The organism is Burkholderia sp. MSMB1078WGS (assembly GCF_001528895.1).
Taxonomy (GTDB): Bacteria; Pseudomonadota; Gammaproteobacteria; order Burkholderiales; family Burkholderiaceae; genus Burkholderia.
The window spans coordinates 268,237-289,472 of record NZ_LPDI01000102.1 but is presented as its reverse complement, the minus strand read 5'-3'; the positions used below and the strand labels follow the sequence as shown (position 1 = coordinate 289,472).

Genomic DNA, 21,236 nt, shown 5'->3' with positions numbered 1-21,236 from the left:
CGGCAGGCCGTGCGCAATCGAAGCGACGGCCGGCATCGATGACGAGGTCGATTGCCGCCGTCGGGATGGCTCACAGTGTATCGGCGGATCGCCGGCTGTCGACCTGTCATGGTTGACGGGGCACGTGGGCGACCTTCGCCGGTTCCGGCGGTTCATGTCGCTCGCGCACCCATTGCCGCGCCGATGAAAAAGCCCGCCGGCAGACCTGTGCCTGCGGGCGGGCGAAGACACCTCGCGCCGACCGGCGCGGGTGTCGCGTGAAGAACGGAGAACGGGCTTGCGTCAGAACTTGTGGCGCAGCGCGAGCCGTACGGCCACCTGGTTCGACGTCGACGACGGCGCGTCCGTGCCGGGGATGAATGCGTTGTCGAGGATCGAGTTCGTCCGGTCGCCGGCGATGTGCTGGTACGCGGCCTGCACGTACACGTCGGTGCGCTTCGACAGGTTGTAGTCGGCCATCAGTCCGACCGAATGGATCTTCGGCTTCGCGTCGCCGCTCGATGCGTCGTACTTCTCGAGCGACAGCACGTACTGCGCGCCGACCATGAACGCCGGCGTGATCTGGTACGAACCGTTCACCTCGAAGTTCTGGTACTTGATCGCGCTGACCGTCGCCCCCGGCGCGACGATCGCACCCGGCGTGCCCAGATAGCCGTTGCCGGTCGGGTTCTTGTAGTTCGAGTTCGTGTATGCGAAACCGACCGTCGCCGGCCCGAACGTGTAGTTGATGCCCGCGCCGAACACGCGCATGCGCTCGGCGATGTAGCTCGCGTCGTTCGCGGTGATCGCGCCGGCTGAGCCGTTGCCCGGATGGTTCGCCTGCAGGTACGCGGCGCCGATCAGCAGCCCGCTGTTCTGGTACTGCGCGCCGAAGCTGTACGCGCGGTTGTCGGAGAAACCGGTGCTGTTGCTGAAGCTGTATGCGCCGCCGAACTGGAAGCCGCCGAAATTCGGGCTCGCGTATTTCACCGTGTTGTCGAGGCGGAACGAGTTGTCGGTGTTGTCGTTGTCGAACGGGTGCGCGAGCAGGTAGCCGCCCCAGTTGCCGTTGGCGGTGGTCGGCGCGAGATAGTCGACGACGGAGTCGTACTGGCGGCCGAACGTCAGCGTGCCGTACTGCGCCTGGCTCAGGCCGACGTACGCCTGGCGGCCGAACATGCGGCCGCCCTGGCCGAGCCGGCCGCTGTTCACGTCGAAGCCGTTTTCGAGCTGGAAGATCGCCTTCATGCCGCCGCCGAGATCCTCGCTGCCCTTCAGGCCCCAGCGGCTGCCCTGCGCGTAGCCGCTGGCCATTTCGTAGACGTGGCCGGTGCCGACGTTGTTCGTGTAGTTCAGGCCTTCGTCGATCACGCCGTACAGCGTGACGCTGCTTTGCGCGAACGCGGGCACGGCGAAGGTGGCCGTTACGGCGAGCGCCGTCAGGGTCTTTTTCATTGATGAGATCTCCGGGATATCCAGCTTGTATCGGTTGTCGTGAGCGCGTCCGGCAAGGCGCGCCCCGTCATCCGGGGCGATCCGGCGCAGCGCGTGCGGCGCCGGATCGCGCAACGCGCGGCGGCGCGGCACCCGGCAACGTCGGGTCGTGTCTCCTCCGATGACACCGCGCATTCTTCCGAAGCCGAAACGGAATCGAAAGCGAGTAATTTCGATGGATGGGATCGGGTTCGCCAATGGGGGCGCGACGGGCGGTCTCGACCGTGGAAACGGGCGGCGCGGCGTCACGATTCGATGTCGGCCGGGCAACGGCGAGCGGCGCGCAATGCCGCCCGAGCCGGGCCGTGGCCGCACCACTGGAAAACGTTCGGGAGGCCCGCCGCACGGGCTTCGCAGCGCGTCGGGCGATCGATTGGCGCTGCCGATTGCAATGATCGGAATTACTCGTTTCCCTAAACAAATTGGCGGCTCAAACATGCAGGCTGACCGGGCGTGGATGCGTTCGCGATGCGCCGGTCGCCGCGCCTGCCGCGACGCACAAACAATCAGATCAGATTTGGAGACGACCCACCATGCAGATTCGACGACTGAAAACGGCCCTTCTCGCCGCCGCGGCGATCCTGTCCGCGCCCGCGGCCCATGCGGCCGGCGGCGCGTGCACCGACGGCAAGACGGTCCATTTCGCGGGCATCACGTGGGAGAGCGGATCGTTCGCGACCGAGGTGCTGCGGCAGATCATGGAGAAGGGATACGGCTGCAAGACGGACGTCGTGCCGGGCAGCACGGCCGCCACCGAAACGGCGCTCGCACGCAACGACCTGCAGATCTGGGCCGAGCAGTGGACGGGCCGCAGCGAAATCACCGCGAAGGCGGTCGCGTCGGGCGCCGTGAAGCTGATCGGCGACACGCTGCCGGGCGGCACGACGGAAGGCTGGTTCGTGCCCGACTACGTGGTGAAGGGCGATCCGGCGCGCCACATCAAGCCGGTTGCGCCGGGGCTCGTGTCGGTCGACGATCTGCCGAAGTACAAGCAGGTATTCGCCGACGAGGAGGAGCCGGACAAGGGCCGCTTCCTGAATTGCCCGACCGGCTGGGATTGCGAGCGCGTGAACACGCGCCTGCTGCGCGTGCTGAAGCTCGACCAGTCCTATACGAACTTCCATCCGGGCACGGGTGCGGCGCTGGATGCGGCGATCGCGTCCGCGTACCAGCGCGGCGCGCCGATCGTGTTCTATTACTGGGGCCCGGCCGCGCTGATGGCGAAGTACAAGTTCACCGCGCTGAAGATGCCGGCCTATAACGAAGCATGCTGGAAGACGTTGCGCGACGAGAGCAGCACGCACCAGTGCGCGTCGTCGTACATGGTGTCGCGGCTGACGGTCGGCGTGTCGAAGCCGTTCGCCGATGCGAACCCCGATCTCGTCGGCGTATTCGGCAAGGTGCGTTTTCCGATGGACTTCCTGAACCAGACGATCCTCGAGATGACGACGAAGAAGATCGACGGCGCGGCGATGGCCACGCAGTTCCTGAAGACCCGCCCGGACATGTGGAAGCAGTGGGTGCCGGCCGACGTCGCGCAGAAGATCGCCGGCAGCCTGAAGGGCGCGTAACCTGCGCGCGGCGGCGGGCTCGCGCCTGCCGCCGCCGTCACGCGCCTTCGCGGCGCGACGGAGAATCAACATGGACGGTTTCTTTCTGCACCTGTCGATCGCCGACTGGGTCAACAGCGCGCTCGAGACGTTCGTCGCGCAATACGGCGACGGCTTCCATCGTTTCAGCGCGCTGGTCCTGCGCTACCTGCTCGTGCCGCTCGAAGGCGCGTTGCGCGCGGCGCCGCCGTGGCTCGTGCTGCTGGTCGTCGGCGCGATCGCGTGGAACGCCACGCGCCGCATCGGGCTCGGCGCACTTTTCATGCTGCTGCTCTATGCGATCGGCTGCTTCGGCCTGTGGGACAAGCTGATGCAGACGCTCGCGCTGATGCTCGTCGCGACGGTGCTGTCGGTTGCGGTCGGCGTGCCGGTCGGCATCGTCGCGTCGCGCAGCGCGTGGCTGCGCCGGATGCTGCTGCCGGTGCTCGACGTGATGCAGACGCTGCCGAGCTTCGTGTACTTGATTCCGGTGCTGATGCTGTTCGGTCTCGGCAAGGTGCCCGCGATCCTCGCGACGATCATCTACGCGCTGCCGCCGCTGATTCGCCTGACCGATCTCGGCATCCGCCAAGTCGATTCGGACGTGACGGAAGCCGCGCGCGCGTTCGGCACCACGCGCTGGCAACTGCTCGTGAACGTGCAGTTGCCGCTGGCGCGGCCGAGCATCATGGCCGGCATCAACCAGACGACGATGATGGCGCTGTCGATGGTCGTGATCGCATCGATGATCGGCTCGCGCGGGCTCGGCGAGGACGTGCTCGCCGGCATCCAGACGCTCGACGTCGGCAAGGGCACGCAAGCCGGCCTCGCGATCGTGATTCTCGCGATCGTGATCGACCGGATCAGCCAGGGCTTCGGCCAGGAGCGGCGCGCCCGGCGGCGGCTCGCGCAGCAGCGCCGGCAGCGGAGCGCGTCGCGCGTGCCGTACCGGCTGCCGGGCAAGGCGCCGGCCGCCGGCGTCGATTCGAATCAGGCGGCGCAATCGTCGCGCGCATAGGAACGGAGGCGAACATGGCGACCATCGACGTCAAACACGTGTACAAGCTGTTCGGGCCGCCGGCCGCGCACGCGCGCGTGCTCGACCTGCTGCGCGCCGGCAAGCGCAAGGCCGAGGTGCTGGCCGAAACGGGCTGCAACGTCGGGCTCAACGACGTGAGCCTCGGTATCGAGTCGGGCGAGATCTTCGTGATCATGGGGTTGTCGGGTTCCGGGAAGTCGACGCTCGTGCGGCACTTCAACCGGCTGATCGAGCCGACCGCAGGCGAGATCGTGATCGACGGCCGCGACGTGATCAAGCTCGACGCGCACGGGCTGCGCGAGTTGCGCCGCTACAAGGTCAGCATGGTGTTCCAGAATTTCGGGCTGCTGCCGCACCAGACGGTGCTCGACAACGCCGCGTATGCGTTGCGCACGCGCGGCGAGAAGCGGCACGACGCGGCCGACGCGGCGCGCAACTGGCTGACGAAGGTCGGGCTCGACGGCTACGGCGACCATTATCCGGACGAGCTGTCGGGCGGAATGCGCCAGCGCGTCGGGCTGGCGCGCGCGCTGGCGGCCGACACCGACGTGCTGCTGATGGACGAGGCGTTTTCCGCGCTCGATCCGCTGATCCGCACCGAGATGCAGGATCAGTTGCTCGAACTGCAGGCGACGCTCGCGAAGACCATCGTGTTCATCACGCACGATCTCGACGAGGCGTTGCGCATCGGCGACCGGATCGCGATCCTGCGCGACGGCACGCTCGTGCAGGTCGGGACGCCGGACGACATCCTGTCGCGGCCGGCGGACGACTATGTGAGACGGTTCGTGGAGAAGCGCACGAGCGTGGCTTGAGCGGCCGGATGGCTGCGTGAATGAAATACGGCGCATCGCGATGAGCGATGCGCCGTTTTTTACAGGGTTCCGCCGACGGGATCCGTGCGACGAGCGGGCGTTTCCGGTCAGTTGCCGATGCAGTGGACTCGTCGGCAGTTGTCTTCATGCCACGCCCGCCTATTTGGTGCCGAGTACACAGGCAAGCGGATGCGACGTCGTGCCGTTGCGCTGCACGGCGACCGACACGAAGCCCGCGTCGCTCATCAGCCGCGCGAGCTTGTCGGGCCGATGGGCATCGTAGGGTGCGCGGTCGATGTCGCGGACGGTGATCGCGACGATTCCGCCGCGCCGGACGACGCGCCGCAATTCGCGCAGGCCGTGTGCGGGCGCGGGCCAGAAGTAGATGCAGTTGATCGAGAACGCCTTGTCGAACGCGTCGTCCGGGAATGGCAGCGCGTCGACGGAGCCGAGCGCGAGGTTCACGCGCCCTTGTTCGATGGGTACGCGGTTCAAGCGTTTCGCGGCGGCCAGCATGGTCAGTGAGTGATCGACGCCGGCAACGTGGCAGGACGGCGCCGCTTCGGTCGCGAGCCGGATCGCGTCGCCGGGGCCGAACCCGACTTCGAGTACCCGGTCGCTGTCGCCGATTGCCAGCAACGACAGGGTCCACACGTTGTCCAGCCGGTTGTGCCGGCGCATGATGCGGCCGGCGATGCGCCCGGCGAGGCCGCGCGGCCGTCCGGGTTGGCCGAGATGAGTCGCCATGATGTGCTCTCCTTTCCGGCCCGGGCGAGCAAGCGGCGTGCCGCCGGCAGGGCCGCCGCGGCGGCCGGGGAGAGCAGGGGACCGCGCGGGCCCCGTTCGCGGGATCAGGGCGCGACGGTTTCCCGTTCGCCTTCGCGCGCGCCGGTCGTCTCGCCGCGCCGCGCGTCGGCCAGAATCAGGTCGGCAGCTTTCTCCGCGACCATCATCGTCGGCGCGTTGATGTTGCCCGACGTGATGTTCGGAAACACCGACGCATCGACGATCCGCAGCGCCTGCAGCCCGTGCACGCGCAGCGACGCATCGACGACGGATGTCGCCGCATCGGGACCCATCGCGCACGAGCCGCACAGGTGGTAGATCGAGCCCGACTGCTCGCGGAAGTATTGCAGCATCGCTTCATCGGAATCGACTTGCGGGCCCGGCGAGATTTCCTCGACGGTCATCGATTTCAACGCCGGCGCGCGCATCAGCGCACGGATCAGCTTGCTGCCCTGCACGGCTTCGTCGAGATCCTTCTGCGTGGTCAGTGCGTTGATGTGAATTCTCGCGGCATCCTCCGCGCGGTTCGACGCGATCTCGATCGTGCCGCGGCTCGTCGGCCGGCACGGGTTGAACGCGATCAGGAAGCCCGAATACGGCTCGGGCTTGATGCTCGCGCGCTCGCTCTTCGGGATCCGGTACGACAGCGGGTTGAAGTAGAGCTGCAGGTTCGGTTCGTGCGCGTCGCCCGACCCGCGGAAGAAGCCGCCGGCCTGGTTCACGCTCATCGCGAGCGGGCCGCGCTTCGTCAGCAGGTAGCGCAGCCCGATCCTCATCTTGCCGAGCAGCGTGCCCATCTCGTCGTTCAGCGTCGGCCGGTTCGCCTTGAAGTAGAAGCTCACGCACAGGTGATCCTGCAGGTTGCGGCCGACGGCCGGCAGCGCATGCACGAGCGGCACGCGCCGGCGCGCGAGCAGCGCCGGATCGCCGACCCCCGACAGTTGCAGCAGCTTCGGCGTATCGACCGCGCCGGCGGCGAGAATCACCTCGCGCGCGGCGACGAGCGTTTCGTCGCCGTGCTCGCCGGCGACGACCACGCCGGTTGCACGCGTGCCGTCGAACGTCACGCGCCGCACGAGCACGCCGGCACGCAGCGTGAGGTTCGCACGACCCAGCGCGGGCCGCAGGTACGCGAAGCTGCTCGAACAGCGTTCGCCGTGCTTCGTGTTCAGGTCGTAGATGCCCGCGCCTTCGAACTGCGCGCCGTTGAAATCGTCGGTGCGCGGCAGGTTCAGCTGCCCGCAGCCTTTCAGGAACTCGTGGACGATCGGATGCACGTCGGCCTTCATCGACGTGATGTGGATCGGCCCCGTCGCGCCGTGATGCTGCGGATCGGTCGCGCCGGCCGCGTGGGTTTCGAGCTTGCGGAAGTACGGCAGCACGTCGTCGTACGCCCAGCCCGGATTGCCGGCCCTCGCCCAGTCGTCGTAGTCGCTGCGCTGGCCGCGCACGTAGACCATCGCGTTGATCGAGCCCGATCCGCCGACCACCTTGCCGCGCGGGCAGTACAGCTTGCGGTCGGCGAGCTGCGCTTCGGGCTCGCTGTAGTACATCCAGTTGTAGCGGCGGTTGTAGTAGGTTTTCGTGAAGCCGACCGGTACCTTGAACCAGAACGACGCGTCGCGCTCGCCCGCTTCGAGCAGCAGCACCGAGTGCCGGCCCGATTCGCTCAGGCGATTCGCGAGGATGCAGCCGGCCGAGCCCGCGCCGACGATGATGTAGTCGTAGGTCATGTCGTTTCCTCTGCGCTCAGCCCTTCGCCGGGGCGAGGTCCTTCACGTCGACGGGCTTTTCCCCCATCTGCAGGTGCAGTCGCTCGCCCGTGTACGGCGTGTGGCGCTTCACGACGTCCATGTTCAGTTCGATGCCGAGGCCCGGCTCGTTCGACGGAACGATGTAGCCGTCTTCCCAGCGGATCGGCGTCTTCACGACTTCCGAATGGAAACCGCCCCACGTCATGATGCTTTCCTGGATCAGGAAGTTCGGCGTGCAGGTCGCGAGCTGGATGCTTGCGGCCGCCCCCACCGGCCCGTTGTACAGGTGCGGCGCGATCTGCGCGTAGTGCACTTCCGCGAGCGTCGCGATCTTCTTCGCTTCGAGCAGGCCGCCCACGCGCGCGACGTTCAGTTGCAGGATCGATGCGCCGCCCGCCTGCAGCAGCTTGTGGAATTCGTACTTGGTCGTCAGGCGCTCGCCGGTCGCGATCGGAATCGACGTGTGCTTCGCGACTTCGGCGATCGCTTCTTCCTGCCCGGGCGGCACGGGCTCCTCGAACCACAGCGGGTCGTACTTTTCGAGCCGCTTCGCGAGCCGGATCGCCGACGACGGCACCATCTGCCCGTGCGTGCCGAACAGCAGGTCGGCCTTGCTGCCGACGGCTTCGCGTACGCGCCGGCAGAACAGTTCGCAGCGGTCGAGGACTTCGAGCGACAACTGGTGGCCGGAATAGGCGGTGTACGGGCCGGCCGGATCGAACTTGACGGCCGTGAAGCCGAGCTTCACGTTCTCGGCGGCGCATTCGGCGGCAAGGTCGGGATCGTCGTAGTCGTATTCGCCGCGCGCGTTCTTCGGATACAGATACGTGTACGAGCGCAGCCGTTCGTGGATCCTGCCGCCGAGCAGTTCGTACACGGGCTTGCCGGCCGCCTTGCCGACGATGTCCCAGCACGCCATTTCGAGGCCGCTGACCACGCCCATCATCGTCAGGTCCGGCCGCTGCGTGAAGCCGCTCGAATACGCCTGGCGGAACAGCCGCTCGACGTGGTGCGGGTCGTGGTTCAGCAGGTAGCGGTCGAACACGTCGTCGATGATCGGGCCCATCGCCTTCGGGTGGAACGTCGCCGAATAGATCTCGCCGACGCCTTCGATGCCGTCGTCGGTCTTCAGTTTCACGAAGATCCAGTACATGCCGCCGATGTGCGGCGGCGGCACGGCGACGATATGGGTTTCGAGCGAGACGATCTTCATGCGGACTCCTGAATGCGGTTGAGGCGGATTTTGAGGAACGCGGCGGCGCCCGCTCCGCAGAGCGCCACGGCCGCGATATAGCCGAAATAGAGCTGGTAGCCGTGCGCGCCCGGCCAGGTCTGCGTCACGTAGCCGTTGATCAGCGGCACGAACACGTCGGGCGAATAGCCGAGTACCGAGATCAGGCCGATCGCGAGGCCCGCGCAGTGCGTCGGCACCTTGCAGTCGTCGAGCAGCGACCAGTACAGGCCTCGGATCGCGTAAGTGAGGATGCCGATGAACAGCACGAGCACGACGAGCATCGCCTGCGGGCTGTGCGCGGGCGCCGCGATCAGCCCGACCAGCGACAGCGCGGCGAGCACGAGCGCCCAGAACAGCACGGACACTTTCGACACGCGGTCGCCGAGGAAGCCGCCGCCGATGCCGCCGACGGGGCGCATCCACAGCTTGAGCGTCGTGATGAAGCCGGCCGCCGTCGCGCTGAGCCCGAAATTGCCTTCGTGCAGGTACGCCGAGAAGCTGTAGGTCGCCCAGAACACCTGGTAGCCGCAGAACACGATCGCGGCGACGAGCCACAGCTCGGGGATCGCCGCGAGCGTTTTCAGGTCGCTCAGGACGTTGCCCCTGGCGCGCTTGATGGCGGCGGCACGGTCGTCGGTGCGTGCCGGATCCTTCACCAGCGCGAGCACCACGCCGAGCCCGATGCAGCAGAACGCGTACAGGTGCACCACGAGCTTGAAGCCGGCCGCATCGGTGCCGCCGTGCGTGTGCGTCACGTAGGCGAACAGCGTGATCGCGATCGTCGCGAGCAGCGCCTCGACGAGCCCGCGGCCGCCGTCGAGCAACCCGAAGAAGCGGCCCTGTTCGTCGCGGCCCGCGATCATGTTCACGCGCTTGATCACGGCCGCCCAGAACGTGAGGCCGGTCGTCAGCCCCCAGCCGGCGAAGATCGCCACGAGCGTGTCGAACGACGGCCCGGTCGCGTAGATCAGCCCGAGCGCGCCCGTCGCGAGCAGCGAGAAGCAGATCAGCCAGCGCGGCGACAGCCGGTCGGCGAGCCAGCCGCTCGGCAGGTAGCTGACGAGAAAGATCGTGCCGAGCGACGAATACAGGTAGCCGAGCTGCACGTCGTCGATCCGGAAGAACTGCAGCATCGTCGGCTGATACACCTGCCGCAGATACAGCATTGGATAGATCGCGCCCGCGGCAATCACGAGCAGCAGCAGTTGCAGGTAGCGTTGCGAGCGCGAATGTTGTGACGCGTGGGCGTCGTCGTGCAACGCGAGCGACGCGGCGGGCGTCGACGGTTGGGTCGGCATGATGTCTTCCTCCATCAGACTTCCGCGGTTCGGAGGTCTGCAGATTTGTTTTGTGTCGGATCGGATCAGGGGCGGTGCGCGCGCCGGCGACGGTGCGCCGGCGCGGCGGCGTCAATACTTCATGACGACGAGGCGCGTCTGCGTGAATTCGAGCATGCCGTGCTTGCCGTCGTCGCCGCCGAGGCCCGAGCGCTTCCAGCCGGCATGGAAGCCCTGATACGGATCGGCCGGCGTGCGGTTCACGTACAGCTCGCCCGCCTCGATCGCGTTCGCGACGGTCATCGCGGTGCGATAGCGCTCGGTGTAGAGCACCGACGACAGGCCGAACTGGTGATCGTTCGCGAAGCCGATGGCCTCGTCGAGCGTCGTGTAGCGCAGCACCGGCATGACCGGGCCGAAGGTTTCCTCCTGCACGATCTCCATGTCCTGCCGGCAGTTCGTCAGCAGCGTGGCCGGGTAGAAGAAACCGGGCCCGTCGGGGATCGTGCCGCCGGTTTCGAGCGTCGCACCTGCCGCGACCGCGCGTTCGACCATCCCGTGGATGTGTGCGCGCGCGGCCGCACTGACGAGCGGGCCCATCCGCGTGGCGTCTTGCGCGCGGTCGCCGCTGCGCACGGCGGCCATCTTGTCCTTCAGCAACGCGACGAAGCGGTCGTGCACGCTGTCGTGCACGTACACGCGTTCGATCGCCGTGCACAGCTGGCCGCAATGCGTCGTCTTCGATGCGACGAGCGCGGCGGCCGCGCGTTCGAGATCGGCATCGGGCTCGATGATCGCGGGCGTCTTGCCGCCGAGTTCGAGCGACGGCTTCGCGATGTTCGCCTTGCAGTAGTCGAGCACCTTGCGGCCCGCGTTCACGCTGCCGGTCAGCGTGATCATCCCGACCGCCGGATGCGTGCACAGCGCTTCGGCCGTCGCATGGTCCATCGTCAGGATGTTGACGACGCCCGGCGGGAAGCCGGCCTCGTCGACGGCCTTCGCGATTTCGAACGCCGACACCGGCGTGTGATTGCTCGGCCGCACGACCACGGTGTTGCCGGCGATCAGCGCGGGCGCGACCTTGCGCAGCAGCGTATACACGGGATAGTTGAACGGAATCAGGCACGCGACGACGCCGATCGGCTCGCGCTGCAGGAACAGGTTCTCGTCGGGCGTATCGCTCGGAATGATCTCGCCCTCGATCCGGCGTGCCCACTCGGCGTGGTAACGCGTGATCTGCCCGGCGTAGACGGCTTCGTTCGATGCGTCCTCGACGCTCTTGCCGGATTCCTGTGCGAGCGCCGCGCCGATCTCGGGCGCGCGCGCGGTCAGCGCGTCGGCGAAGCGGTGCAGGTATGCGGCGCGCTCGGCGCTCGGCAGCGTGCGCCACGCCCTTTGCGCGGCGGCCGCGGCGTCGACGGCGGCGAGCGCGTCGGCCGGCGTCGCGGCCGGCACGCGCGCGAACGGCGCTTCGGTGGCGGGATTGTGGACGACGATGAACGTGTCGCTTTCCGGGGCGACGAAACGGCCGTTCACGTAGTTGCGTTCGGTGCGCATGAAGTGACTCCTCCGATGGATGCCCGGCGGATCGCTTCGGGTGGCGACACGCGTGGCACGGGACGGAGTCATTCTGTTCATGCGTTTAGCGCACGACAAACGACTTATTTTTGCGTCGACCATGAGAAAAACGCACGTTACTCGACGAATCGGCCGGAATCGCCCGTCGGGCAAGGCGATGACGGCTGGTGCGATGCGTGGCGCGGGCGTGGGCCTTCGGGTATTTTCCGACTGGTCCGAATGCGGACGGGCTCGGGAGCGGTAAGGTATCGCCGCCCGGAGGCGGAGGGCGGAGGGCGGACCGCGGACGGCGGCCCAGGCCGATCTCAGGCCAGCGGCACTTGCGGCAGCGGCGACGACGGTTCGAGGTGGCGTTTCGCGAGCCATACTTCCTGCTGCAGCCAGTCGCGGAACTGCACGATGTGCGGCAGATTCGTCTGCTCGGGTCGCGTGACGAACCAGTACGACTGGTGGCCGTCGACGTGCACGTTGAGCACCTGCATCAACTGCCCGGCCGCGAGTTCGCGCGCGACCATGTGACGGTCGGCGATGGTGATCCCGAGGCCGTCGATCGCCGCGCGGATCGCATGGTCGAGCAGGTCGAATTCGTAGCCGCCGCGCGTGTCGACGTCGGCGATGCCGGCGGCCTTCAGCCAGTGCTGCCAGGTCAGGTAGCGCTGGTCGTCGGTCGCGAGCACGTGCAGCAGCGTGAAGCGGTTCAAGTCGATCGGCGCGCCTTCCTGCCGCAGCCGCGCATACAGCGCGGGCGCACAGACGGCGATATGCTGCTCCTGCATCAGCAGCGCGTTGTCGAAGCCGTCCCATTCGCCGTCGCCGAACCGGATCGCGCAGTCGAGCACGCGGGATTCGCCGAGGCTGTCGTGGATGCGCGTCGTGAGGCTCAGCTCGAACTCGGGATGCGCATCGCGCAGCCGGCCGAGGCGCGGCATCAGCCAGCGCGCGGCGAAGGTGGGCGGCACGTTCGCGCGCAGGCGGTTCAGGTGGGTTTTTTCCTGCAGGCTGCGCACCGTCAACTCGATCTTGTCGAACGATTGCTGCAGCGCGCGCAGCAGCACGCGGCCGGCCGCCGTCAGTTCGAGCTGGTGATGGCGGCGCTCGAGCAGGGTTTCGCCGAGCTGGCCTTCGAGCTGGCGGACCTGCCGGCTCACCGCGCTCTGCGTCACGTTGAGCAGTTCGGCCGCGCGCGTGAAGCTGCCGGTGCGGCCGGCCATCTCGAAGGCTTTCAGCGCGTTCAGCGCCGGCATCTTGCGTCTCACGGGGCAATGTCGTGTTTGGTGCGGGATGCTTATTGTAGGCGGGAGCCCGGCACGGCGGGGCGATGAATGACGGGGTGAAAGGCGCCGGGCCTCGGGGTTTTCACGGCATGACGGCCGGCGCGCTTTTCTGCGATAAAGCTGCCCGCGGAGCGGCCGGCGGCGCCGGCCGGCAACCATACGAACGATACGAACGATACGAACGATACGAACGATACGAACGATACGAACGATACGAACGATACGAACGATACGAACGAAGGGGACACACATCATGCGACGCCTGCCATCGTTGATCGCGCTGCGATTTTTCGAGGAGACCGCGCGTCACCTGAGCTTCAATCGCGCGGCGGTGTCGCTGTGCGTGACGCAAGGCGCGGTGAGCCGGCAGATCCGGCTGCTCGAGGAAGCGCTCGGCGCACGCCTGTTCGAGCGCGATCACAAGGGCGTGCGCCTGACCGACGCCGGCCAGCGGTTGCTGCCGTTCATCGGGCAGGCGTTCGACACGATCGAGCGCGGCGTCGGCGAAATCGCCGCGACGCGGCCGGGCGCGAAGCGGCGCCTGACGATATCGCTGCCGCCGACGTTCGCCACGCAGTGGTTCTCGCCGCGGCTCGGCACGCTCGCGGAGGCGCTGCCCGACGTCGAGCTGTCGATTCGCACCGAGCCGGCCGACGATTGCGATTGTCATGTCCGCTTCGGGCGTGCGGCGCGGCCGGGCATGCATTCGGAGCTGCTGATGATGGAGCGGCATGCGCTGGTCGGCGCGCCGCGCTACCGAGGCGACGCGCTCGATGCGCTGCTCGGCCGGCTGCCGTCGCTGCACGTGCTGCACGAGGGCCGGCGCCTGACGCTGTGGGCCGACTGGTGCGAGCAGGCCGGCATCGCGCCCGAACGAATCGGCGACGGCATCGAGTTCTCGACGCTCGAACAGGCGATCCGGGCGGCGCGCAAGGGCGCTGGGCTTGCCGTGGTCGACCTCACGATGATCGAGGAGGAGATCGCCGAAGGCAGCCTCGTGCGGCTGTCGCCTGTGCAGCCGATCGGGCCGTTCGGCTATTGGCTCGATATCGCGCCGGAGAGCGTCGCGGTCGAGCCGGTGATCGCGTTTGCCGCGTGGCTGCGGGAGCAGGCGGCGAGGAAGGGGGAGGGGACGACGTCGCCGTTGAGACGCAGCTGACGGGCGGGTACGAAAGGTTGACGACGGATATCCGGTTTTCGGATCGAATCAACCTCGGATGAGTGACGGCGAAGGTCAGCCTGCCCGAACTATCGAGATAAGCCCGAACATCCGAATCGGCCGGTGCACCACAGCCCACGGCGTGCGGCATCGCGGATACGGCAATTTTCAGATCTTCTATCGGGTCAAAGGCGATCCCCCCGTGCAGATCGACGCGCTTCACGTGCTGCACGGCGCGCGGGACTGCACGAGCAGTCTGTTCTGAGCCGAGCGGCGGTTTCCAGCTTTTTCGTCAGTGGCAAAGTACGCGTTACAAACGAAGAACCCGGCCATGGCCGGGTTCTTCGTTGCATGCGCGATGCCGCGCCTCCTGCCGTCGGCGCGTCGCTCGCCTCAATGCCCCGCCGCCTCCTCCAGCGTCAGGTGCTTGGTCTCCGGCGCCCACGCGATCGACACGATCATCCCGACCAGCAGCACACCGGCCAGCGCGAACATCGTCGCGTGAAAGCCGAGCGTCGCGATGCCGACCGGCAGCAGGAACGTGCCGATCGCCGAACCGAGCCGGCTGCATGCGATCGCGAGGCCCACGCCGCTCGCACGCACCTCGGTCGGGAAGCACTCGGGCGGAAACACGCCGACGAGATTGCTGAACGCCGACATCGTCAGCGTGAAGATCGCGAACGCGACGATCATCGCGACGGCCGCCGACGACGGCAGCACCGCCAGCGCGACGAGCGACGCGCACGTCACCGCGAACGAGCCGATCAGGAAGCCGCGGCGCGACAACCGGATCGTCAGCCAGATGCCGATCAGCGCGCCGAGCACGAGGAAGCCGTTCAGCAGGAGATCGGCGCCGAAACCTTCGGCGAGACCGATCGTCTTCAGGATCGTCGGCAGGAACGTGTAGATCGCGAAGTACGGAATCACGAGACACACGAAGAACGCGCAGTTGAAGACCGTCCGGCGGATCAGGTCGCGCCGGAACAAGCGCGCAAAGCCCGTATTCGCATGCGGTTCGGCCGAGCCGTCGAGCACCACGTGCGGCCCGAAATGCTTCGCGACGATCGCGCGCGCCTCGCGCTCGCGGCCCTTGCCGAGCAGCCAGCGCGGCGATTCGGGCGTGCCGATGCGCAACACCAGCACGACCAGCGCAGGCAGCGCGGCCGACGCGAGCAGCCAGCGCCATGCATCGGGCGCGGCATCGCTGTACGCGAGGCCGAGCACGTTCGCGGCGACATAGCCGATCGTCCAGATCACGCTGAACGAACCGAGCAACGCGCCGCGATGCTTGCGCGGCGAAAATTCGGCGAGAATCGCGTGGCCGACCGTGAAGTCGCCGCCCATCCCGAAGCCGATCAGCATGCGCAGCACGCACAGTTCGAGCGGCGAGCTCACGAAGAACTGCGCAAACGCAGCCGCGGTGATGATCACGAAGCTCGTCAGGAAGATCTTCTGCCGGCCCATCCGGTCGGACAGCCAGCCGAATACGAGGCTGCCGAAGAAGATGCCGATCAGTGCGGAGCTGCCGATCATCCCCATCCAGAACGCGTCGATCGGCATCTGCTTGCCGAGCGCGGCGAGCGCATAGCCGATCGTGCCGAGCGTGTAGCCCTCGGTGAAATGCGCGCCGAACGTCAGGCCCGCGATCTTCACGTGGAAGCGGTTGAGCGGCACGTCGTCGAGCGCGATGGGACGGTGCGGCACATCGGCGCCGCGCGACAGCGGCAGCGCGCGTGCGGTGCCGGATTGAACGTTGGCTTGATTCAAGCAGCCTCCTGGATTGTTATGTGTGTCGTCGCAAGCGGTGCGCGACGAACCGACGTCGTCGCGCGACCGTGCGGCGCGAGCCGTCCGCCGGGCGGCGGCCGGACAGCGCTCAGCGGCCGAGGCCGGCCATCAGCGTGTACTTGAGCTCCACGTATTCGTCGAGGCCGTACTTCGAGCCTTCGCGACCGAGCCCCGATTGCTTGACGCCGCCGAACGGCGCGACTTCGGTCGAGATGATCCCGTCGTTGACGCCGACCATCCCGCTTTCCAGCGCGCCCGCCACACGCCATGCACGGCCGAGGTCGCGCGTGTAGAAATACGCGGACAGCCCGAACGGCGTGTCGTTGGCCGCGGCGACGGCTTCATCCTCGGTCGTGAAGCGGAAGCAGCCGGCGACGGGGCCGAAGGTTTCCTCTTCGGCGATCAGCATGTCGGGCGTCATGCCGGTCAGCACGGTGGGCTCATAGAAAGTGCCGCCGAGCGCGTGGCGCTTGCCGCCGGTGAGCACGTTCGCGCCTTTCGCGGTGGCGTCGGCGACGTGCCGCTCGACCTTGCCGAGCGCCGCTTCGTTGATCAGCGGGCCCTGGTCGACTTCGCCCGCGAGCGCGTTGCCGACCCGCAGCTTGCGCACGGCGTCCGCGAGCTTGTGCGTGAACGCGTCGTACACGCCGTCCTGCACGAGGAAGCGGTTCACGCACACGCAGGTCTGGCCGGTGTTGCGGAACTTCGACGCGATCGCGCCGTCGACCGCCGCATCGAGATCGGCGTCGTCGAACACGATGAACGGCGCGTTGCCGCCGAGTTCGAGCGACAGCTTCTTTAGCGTGTCGGCCGACTGCTTCGCGAGCAGCTTGCCGACCCGCGTCGAGCCCGTGAACGACAGCTTGCGTACGACGGGTGAGCTCGTCAGCGTCTCGCCGATCGCGACCGCGTCGCCCGACACCACGTTGAACACGCCGGCCGGCACGCCCGCCCGCTCGGCGAGCACCGCGAGCGCGAACGCCGACAGCGGCGTTTCCTCGGACGGCTTGAGCACCATCGTGCAGCCGGCCGCGAGCGCCGGGCCGGCCTTGCGCGTGATCATCGCGAGCGGGAAATTCCACGGCGTGATCGCCGCGACGACGCCGACCGGCTCGCGCGTGACGACGATCTGCGCATTCGGCTTCGGGCTCGGGATCACGTCGCCGTACATGCGCTTCGCTTCTTCCGCGAACCATTCGAGAAAGCTGGCCGCGTAGGCCACTTCGCCGCGCGCTTCCGCGAGCGGCTTGCCCTGTTCGCGCGTCAGCAGCTCGGCGAGCGCATCGCGGTGTTCGAGCATCAGCTCGCCCCAGCGCTTCACGCGTGCGCCGCGCTCCTTCGCGGTCAGTGCGCGCCATGCGGGAAACGCGCGGGCGGCCGCGTCGATCGCGCGCTGCGTGTCGTCGGCGCCGCCTTTCGCGACCTTCGCGATCGTCTCGCCGGTCGCCGGGTTCAGCACCGGATAGGTCGCATCGCTCGCGCCATGCGATTCGTGCCATTCGCCGCCGATGTAATGGCCGGTCCTCAGAAATTCGTTCATCGTATGTCGTTCCTTCAGTGCCTCAGTCTGCCGCGAAGCTGCCCTGCGCCGGGCGCGGCTCGCGCGCGATGCGCTTGCCGGCCGTGTAGTCGTTGATCAGGTCGCACGGCGTGTAGTTGCGTTCCAGTTCGTGCAGTTCCTCTTCGGTGAGCCGTGTTTCGAGCGCGCCGAGCGCGCTGTCGAACTGCGCGACGGAATCCGCGCCGACCAGCATGCTCGCGACGCCGGGACGGCTCAGCACCCAGGCCTGCGCGATCTGCGCGGGCGGCACGCCGCGCCGCTTCGCGACTTTCGCGACCGACGCGGCGATCGCGAGCGACGACGCGTCGCCGTACATCTGCGCGGTGAAGAAGTCGGTCTGGTTGCGCGTCGATTGCGGCTCGCAGGTCAGCAGGCCGCGCGCAAGCGGGCTGAACACCGAGACGCCGACACCCTGGTCGATGCAGTACGGCACCATCTCGCGCTCTTCCTCGCGATACGCGAGATTGAGCTGCAGCTGCATGTTGATCGGCTTGTCCCAGCCGTTTCGTTCGCAGGCCTGCATGATCTTCGCGAACTGCCACGTGTACATCGTCGACACGCCGATGTAGCGTGCCTTGCCCGCGCGCACGATGTCGTGCAGCGTGCTCATCGTTTCCTCGACGGGCGTGTTCACGTCGAAGAAATGCAGCATGAAGATGTCGACGTAATCCATCCCGAGACGCTTGAGCGACCCGTCGATGCCGTCGAGCACGTGCTTGCGCGAATGGCCGCCGGCATTCGGGTCGCTGCCCATGTCGTAGCCGACCTTGGTCGTCACGACGAGCTCCTCGCGGCGCGCGTTGCGCTTCAGGATGCGGCCCACCACTTCCTCGCCGACGCCCGTCGAATAGAAATCCGCGAGATCGATGAAGTTGACGCCGGCATCGAGCGCGCGGCGCACGATTGGCTCGCTCTGCGCTTCGTCGAAGATCCACGGCTTCCACTCGGGCGTGCCCATGTTCATCGTGCCCAGACACAGGCGGGACACCTTCAGGCCGGACTGGCCGAGGCGGACGTATTCCATGCTTCCTCCTGATGCGGCCTGGCCGGCCGCGCGTTGTCGGTCGGTTCCGTCAGTTCTTTTTCGGCGTGTAGAACGGGTTCGACACGTCGCGTGCGGCGGCGAACACCGCGTCGCGATGCGGCAATCCTTCCATCGCCGCGACGATCGCGTTGCGGCATGCACGGTAGTTGTTCTCGAACACGGCATCGAGATCGTCGGTCTGCGGGTTCACCCAGTTCGCCGACACGACGACCCAGTCGTTCTCCGCTTCGGGCGGCAGCGTGCCGTTCTCGAGCGCTTCGGCCACGGCCTTCGCGATGCCGGCCTGCGACGCGCCCCACGTGGCATTGCCGTGGAAGTCGCCGGCGATTTGCGCCTTGTTCACGTACAGCGTGAGCGGCTTGGTCGGCACGCCCGGCTGCGCGATCACGACGAACGGCGCATGGCCGGCCGACGGCGTCGCGAGCGCGGTCGCGAACGCCTGGCCCGCCGGGCCGTTGCGCGGGCCGACCAGCACGTTGATGTGCGCGAGGTTGACGCCGGGGCCTTCGAAACCTTCGCCGATGTAAAGCTGCCTGGATTGGGATGCGGTCATTGCAATGTCTCGTCCATGAGGTTGGGGGTGAGGCGATTGTGGTGGGCCGCGATGCGGCCGGTGAATCGATGTTTCCTGATCGAGGTATGAGTTTTCGTCGTCTCCGGGAAAGCCCCGAGCCCGGCACGCGGCCGCCCGCCGGGCGGCCCGCGGCGGCCGTCGCGACGAGCGGCGGCGCACCGGCGGCGAACGGGCGCCCGCGTACCGGCTCCGGGTTTGTCATACCCGGGCAGGGGTTGGAGGGCCGCGTGCATCCGGACAACAATCGGCGTACTCCGAGCCCTATCTTTCGTGTTCCCTTCCATTTTCGAAAGCGAGTAATTCCGATGGCTGCCATTGAGAAATCTGGCGCGCTGCGCCAGTCTCCCCGGGTGGAGCCCGCGCTCCTGGGCGCCTCGTCCGGAGTGGAGAGCCCGGGGCGGCCCGGCGTTTTCTCGAAGCCCGACTGGTCGAAACTGACGTCGCTCGACCCGGAGCTGATCCGCGCGTTCGTCGCGGTCGTCGAAAGCGGCGGCTTCACCGCGGCGGCCCGGCAACTGCATCGCACGCAGTCGACGATCAGCCTGCGCATCCGCACGCTGGAGGAGCGGCTCGACACGCACCTGTTCATGCGCAACAGCCGGCGGCTCGAACTGTCGCGCGACGGCGAGAATTTCCTGATCCACGCGCGGCGGATCATCCAGGTGCAGAACGACGCGATCCGTGCGCTGAAGCAGGCGAGCAGCGATCGCGGCATCGTGCGCTTCGGGCTGCCGGAGGACTACGCGGAGCTGTGGCTGCCCGACCTGCTGAAGTCGTTCTATGCGCTGCGGCCGGGCGCACGCCTGCACGTGCATTGCCGCACGTCGCTCGAACTGATCGAGCGGCTGCAGGCCGGCGAGCTCGACGTCGCGCTCGTCGTGCGGCACGGACCGAACGCCGGTGGGCGGCTGCTCGGCCGTCACGACGTCGTGTGGGCCGCGCATCGCGATTTCGCGCTCGAGCCGGATGCGTCAGTGCCGCTCGCGCTGTTTCCCGAGACGTGCTGCTACCGGCAACGCGGGCTGCAGGCGCTCGCGACGGCTGAGCGGCCGTATCACGTCGTCTATACGAGCCAGAGCCCGACCGGCATCAAGATCGCGGTGAACCACGGCGCGGCCGTGACGATGATCGATCGCTGCACGCTGCCCGAGAACTGGCGCGTGCTCGACGAGGCGGACGGGCTGCCGCCGCTGCCGGCGGCCGATCTCGAACTGCATCGCTCGCCCGGCATCTGCGATCCGCTGACCGACGATCTCGTCTCGCTGATCGAATCGATGGTCGACGAGCGGCGGCGCGCGTCGCTCGCGGCGTTCGCGTAACGCGGCGCCCGCGACGCGGGCGATGCCGCCGGCATGGCGCGCGGGGCGCCATCCCGGCGCGCATGCCGTTTTTTGCACGGCTACCCCGTTTTTTTGCACGGCGTTGATACGGTCTTTTCTAAGCTGGGGACGTGTCGAACAGCGGGGACGGCTTCCGTCGGTGCCGATGACCTTCGCTCATCCCTTTCCCCGCCCGATGTCGCCGATGGCCGTTCGCGCGCCGGTTGCGGGTCGCAGCTCGCGCTCGCCGAGCCGGGAACGGCGATTGCTCGGTTAATCCGCCGCCGATTTGCCGGCCGCCGTGCTGTCCGCCGGCCGGCGACGGTGGCCGTTTGTGCGCTGCGTCGAACGCGGCGCTACCCCGAACAGGGAGGGCCCATGTACCTTACGGAAGAAGTGCGTATTGCGCGCCCGGCTGCCCGTCGCGCGCATGCCGCGGCGTTGCCGTCGGGCAGGCAGCTTGCCCGGCAGTTGATGGTGACGGTTCGCGCGGCGGACGTGCTGCTGCGCCAGGCGATTCGCGTGCCCGATCGCCATCAATGGTCGGTCGACGCCGAGCGCGTCGATGCGGCCGGCGGGCCGCTCGCCGCGTGGGATTCCCACGTGACGTTCCGCATCGTCAAAGTATTCGCGCCGGCGCTCGATGCGCACGCGTGCGCGGCCGACCCCGATCAAGTGGCGGTCGAAATCCGATTGTTTCTTCCCGAACAGGCTTACGTCGCCGAGCGGCGCATCGGCATCTTCGGCCGGCGGCACGGCCAACGCTTCAGCGCGACGCTGTCGGTCACGGCCGGTTCGCAGTGGGGCGGCCGGCGCAGCGAGCGCGTTCCGCCGGCAGGGCGGCACGTGCACGGCGACACGCTGGAAGCGCTCGTCGATACGGTGGCCGGCATCGTCAATGCGGCGCTGGGCGTGGCCGCGCATGGCGCGAGCGGCCATGGGTGACGCCGCGGCGAGCGGGCGCCGCCGGG

General features: G+C 67.7%; 18 protein-coding genes. 7 read left to right on the top strand and 11 right to left on the bottom strand.

Features of this window, described 5'->3' with window-relative positions; all coding sequences use genetic code 11:
- Positions 1–282: 282 nt before the first annotated feature.
- On the bottom strand, positions 283–1,434 hold the full coding sequence (locus WT24_RS28935; protein ID WP_060036639.1) for a porin: 1,152 nt from the start codon (positions 1,432–1,434) through the stop codon (positions 283–285).
- A 572-nt stretch (positions 1,435–2,006) separates the two neighbouring features.
- Here WT24_RS28935 and WT24_RS28930 point away from each other — a divergent pair.
- The 3 genes from WT24_RS28930 (at position 2,007) to WT24_RS28920 (ending at position 4,916) form a co-directional block, all read left to right on the top strand.
- Positions 2,007–3,044: an ABC transporter substrate-binding protein gene (locus WT24_RS28930; protein ID WP_059501770.1), complete on the top strand. Its 1,038-nt coding sequence runs from the start codon at positions 2,007–2,009 to the stop codon at positions 3,042–3,044.
- Positions 3,045–3,114: 70 nt separating this feature from the next.
- A complete protein-coding gene (locus WT24_RS28925; RefSeq protein WP_060036637.1) occupies positions 3,115–4,080 on the top strand; it encodes a proline/glycine betaine ABC transporter permease in 966 nt (321 codons plus the stop codon).
- Positions 4,081–4,094: 14 nt separating this feature from the next.
- Positions 4,095–4,916, top strand: coding sequence for a glycine betaine/L-proline ABC transporter ATP-binding protein (locus tag WT24_RS28920; protein WP_059501775.1), 822 nt, complete (start codon positions 4,095–4,097; stop codon positions 4,914–4,916).
- A gap of 159 nt (positions 4,917–5,075) precedes the next feature.
- Here WT24_RS28920 and WT24_RS28915 read toward each other — a convergent pair whose 3' ends face one another.
- The 6 genes from WT24_RS28915 to WT24_RS28890 all read right to left on the bottom strand — a co-directional run bounded on the left by WT24_RS28915 (position 5,076) and on the right by WT24_RS28890 (position 12,789).
- Entirely contained in the window at positions 5,076–5,663 is a 588-nt protein-coding gene (locus WT24_RS28915; protein WP_060036634.1) for a class I SAM-dependent methyltransferase, read from the bottom strand.
- A gap of 104 nt (positions 5,664–5,767) precedes the next feature.
- A complete protein-coding gene (locus tag WT24_RS28910) occupies positions 5,768–7,435 on the bottom strand; it encodes a GMC family oxidoreductase (protein WP_060036632.1) in 1,668 nt (555 codons plus the stop codon).
- Positions 7,436–7,451: 16 nt separating this feature from the next.
- A complete protein-coding gene (locus tag WT24_RS28905; protein WP_059830232.1) occupies positions 7,452–8,669 on the bottom strand; it encodes a mandelate racemase/muconate lactonizing enzyme family protein in 1,218 nt (405 codons plus the stop codon).
- On the bottom strand, positions 8,666–9,988 hold the full coding sequence (locus WT24_RS28900) for a nitrate/nitrite transporter (protein ID WP_179949405.1): 1,323 nt from the start codon (positions 9,986–9,988) through the stop codon (positions 8,666–8,668). Before WT24_RS28900 ends, WT24_RS28905 begins: the two co-directional genes overlap by 4 nt.
- A gap of 111 nt (positions 9,989–10,099) precedes the next feature.
- Positions 10,100–11,524: an aldehyde dehydrogenase gene (gene aldA / locus WT24_RS28895; protein ID WP_059795004.1), complete on the bottom strand. Its 1,425-nt coding sequence runs from the start codon at positions 11,522–11,524 to the stop codon at positions 10,100–10,102.
- Between the two features lie 326 nt (positions 11,525–11,850).
- Complete coding sequence (locus WT24_RS28890; protein ID WP_059501785.1) at positions 11,851–12,789, bottom strand: LysR substrate-binding domain-containing protein; 939 nt, start codon at positions 12,787–12,789, stop codon at positions 11,851–11,853.
- Between the two features lie 283 nt (positions 12,790–13,072).
- On the opposite strand from WT24_RS28890, the gene WT24_RS28880 reads away from it, so the two are divergent.
- Together WT24_RS28880 and WT24_RS35520 are read left to right on the top strand one after the other, a co-directional pair.
- Positions 13,073–13,978 carry a LysR substrate-binding domain-containing protein gene (locus tag WT24_RS28880; protein ID WP_060036628.1) on the top strand — a complete coding sequence of 302 codons (906 nt, stop codon included), beginning with the start codon at positions 13,073–13,075 and terminating at the stop codon, positions 13,976–13,978.
- 58 nt (positions 13,979–14,036) lie between these two features.
- Entirely contained in the window at positions 14,037–14,243 is a 207-nt protein-coding gene (locus WT24_RS35520) for a hypothetical protein (RefSeq protein ID WP_257127578.1), read from the top strand.
- A 128-nt stretch (positions 14,244–14,371) separates the two neighbouring features.
- Here WT24_RS35520 and WT24_RS28870 read toward each other — a convergent pair whose 3' ends face one another.
- The 4 genes from WT24_RS28870 to fae all read right to left on the bottom strand — a co-directional run bounded on the left by WT24_RS28870 (position 14,372) and on the right by fae (position 18,925).
- On the bottom strand, positions 14,372–15,745 hold the full coding sequence (locus WT24_RS28870; protein WP_060036626.1) for an MFS transporter: 1,374 nt from the start codon (positions 15,743–15,745) through the stop codon (positions 14,372–14,374).
- 109 nt (positions 15,746–15,854) lie between these two features.
- Positions 15,855–17,306 (bottom strand): NAD-dependent succinate-semialdehyde dehydrogenase, encoded by a 1,452-nt coding sequence (locus WT24_RS28865; RefSeq protein WP_060036623.1) that lies wholly within the window; start codon positions 17,304–17,306, stop codon positions 15,855–15,857.
- A 22-nt stretch (positions 17,307–17,328) separates the two neighbouring features.
- Positions 17,329–18,351 (bottom strand): aldo/keto reductase, encoded by a 1,023-nt coding sequence (locus WT24_RS28860; protein ID WP_059501793.1) that lies wholly within the window; start codon positions 18,349–18,351, stop codon positions 17,329–17,331.
- Between the two features lie 49 nt (positions 18,352–18,400).
- Entirely contained in the window at positions 18,401–18,925 is a 525-nt protein-coding gene (gene fae / locus WT24_RS28855) for a formaldehyde-activating enzyme (protein WP_059501795.1), read from the bottom strand.
- A 326-nt stretch (positions 18,926–19,251) separates the two neighbouring features.
- On the opposite strand from fae, the gene WT24_RS28850 reads away from it, so the two are divergent.
- Positions 19,252–20,265: a LysR family transcriptional regulator gene (locus WT24_RS28850; protein ID WP_257127577.1), complete on the top strand. Its 1,014-nt coding sequence runs from the start codon at positions 19,252–19,254 to the stop codon at positions 20,263–20,265.
- Between the two features lie 378 nt (positions 20,266–20,643).
- The gene (locus tag WT24_RS28845; RefSeq protein ID WP_060036621.1) at positions 20,644–21,210 is read left to right on the top strand and encodes a hypothetical protein; all 567 of its coding nucleotides are present in this window, start codon (positions 20,644–20,646) and stop codon (positions 21,208–21,210) included.
- Positions 21,211–21,236 lie beyond the last annotated feature (26 nt).

Excerpts from the sequence above, each read along its gene's own strand:
- WT24_RS28930 (WP_059501770.1), top strand. The coding sequence starts at position 2,007 with ATGCAGATTCGACGACTGAAAACGGCCCTTCTCGCCGCCGCGGCGATC.
- WT24_RS35520 (WP_257127578.1), top strand. The coding sequence starts at position 14,037 with ATGAGTGACGGCGAAGGTCAGCCTGCCCGAACTATCGAGATAAGCCCG.
- WT24_RS28910 (WP_060036632.1), bottom strand. The coding sequence starts at position 7,435 with ATGACCTACGACTACATCATCGTCGGCGCGGGCTCGGCCGGCTGCATC.
- WT24_RS28845 (WP_060036621.1), top strand. The coding sequence starts at position 20,644 with ATGTACCTTACGGAAGAAGTGCGTATTGCGCGCCCGGCTGCCCGTCGC.
- WT24_RS28920 (WP_059501775.1), top strand. The coding sequence starts at position 4,095 with ATGGCGACCATCGACGTCAAACACGTGTACAAGCTGTTCGGGCCGCCG.
- WT24_RS28935 (WP_060036639.1), bottom strand. The coding sequence starts at position 1,434 with ATGAAAAAGACCCTGACGGCGCTCGCCGTAACGGCCACCTTCGCCGTG.
- WT24_RS28865 (WP_060036623.1), bottom strand. The coding sequence starts at position 17,306 with ATGAACGAATTTCTGAGGACCGGCCATTACATCGGCGGCGAATGGCAC.
- WT24_RS28890 (WP_059501785.1), bottom strand. The coding sequence starts at position 12,789 with ATGCCGGCGCTGAACGCGCTGAAAGCCTTCGAGATGGCCGGCCGCACC.
- WT24_RS28915 (WP_060036634.1), bottom strand. The coding sequence starts at position 5,663 with ATGGCGACTCATCTCGGCCAACCCGGACGGCCGCGCGGCCTCGCCGGG.
- fae (WP_059501795.1), bottom strand. The coding sequence starts at position 18,925 with ATGACCGCATCCCAATCCAGGCAGCTTTACATCGGCGAAGGTTTCGAA.
- WT24_RS28905 (WP_059830232.1), bottom strand. The coding sequence starts at position 8,669 with ATGAAGATCGTCTCGCTCGAAACCCATATCGTCGCCGTGCCGCCGCCG.
- WT24_RS28925 (WP_060036637.1), top strand. The coding sequence starts at position 3,115 with ATGGACGGTTTCTTTCTGCACCTGTCGATCGCCGACTGGGTCAACAGC.
- WT24_RS28900 (WP_179949405.1), bottom strand. The coding sequence starts at position 9,988 with ATGCCGACCCAACCGTCGACGCCCGCCGCGTCGCTCGCGTTGCACGAC.
- WT24_RS28880 (WP_060036628.1), top strand. The coding sequence starts at position 13,073 with ATGCGACGCCTGCCATCGTTGATCGCGCTGCGATTTTTCGAGGAGACC.
- aldA (WP_059795004.1), bottom strand. The coding sequence starts at position 11,524 with ATGCGCACCGAACGCAACTACGTGAACGGCCGTTTCGTCGCCCCGGAA.
- WT24_RS28860 (WP_059501793.1), bottom strand. The coding sequence starts at position 18,351 with ATGGAATACGTCCGCCTCGGCCAGTCCGGCCTGAAGGTGTCCCGCCTG.
- WT24_RS28850 (WP_257127577.1), top strand. The coding sequence starts at position 19,252 with ATGGCTGCCATTGAGAAATCTGGCGCGCTGCGCCAGTCTCCCCGGGTG.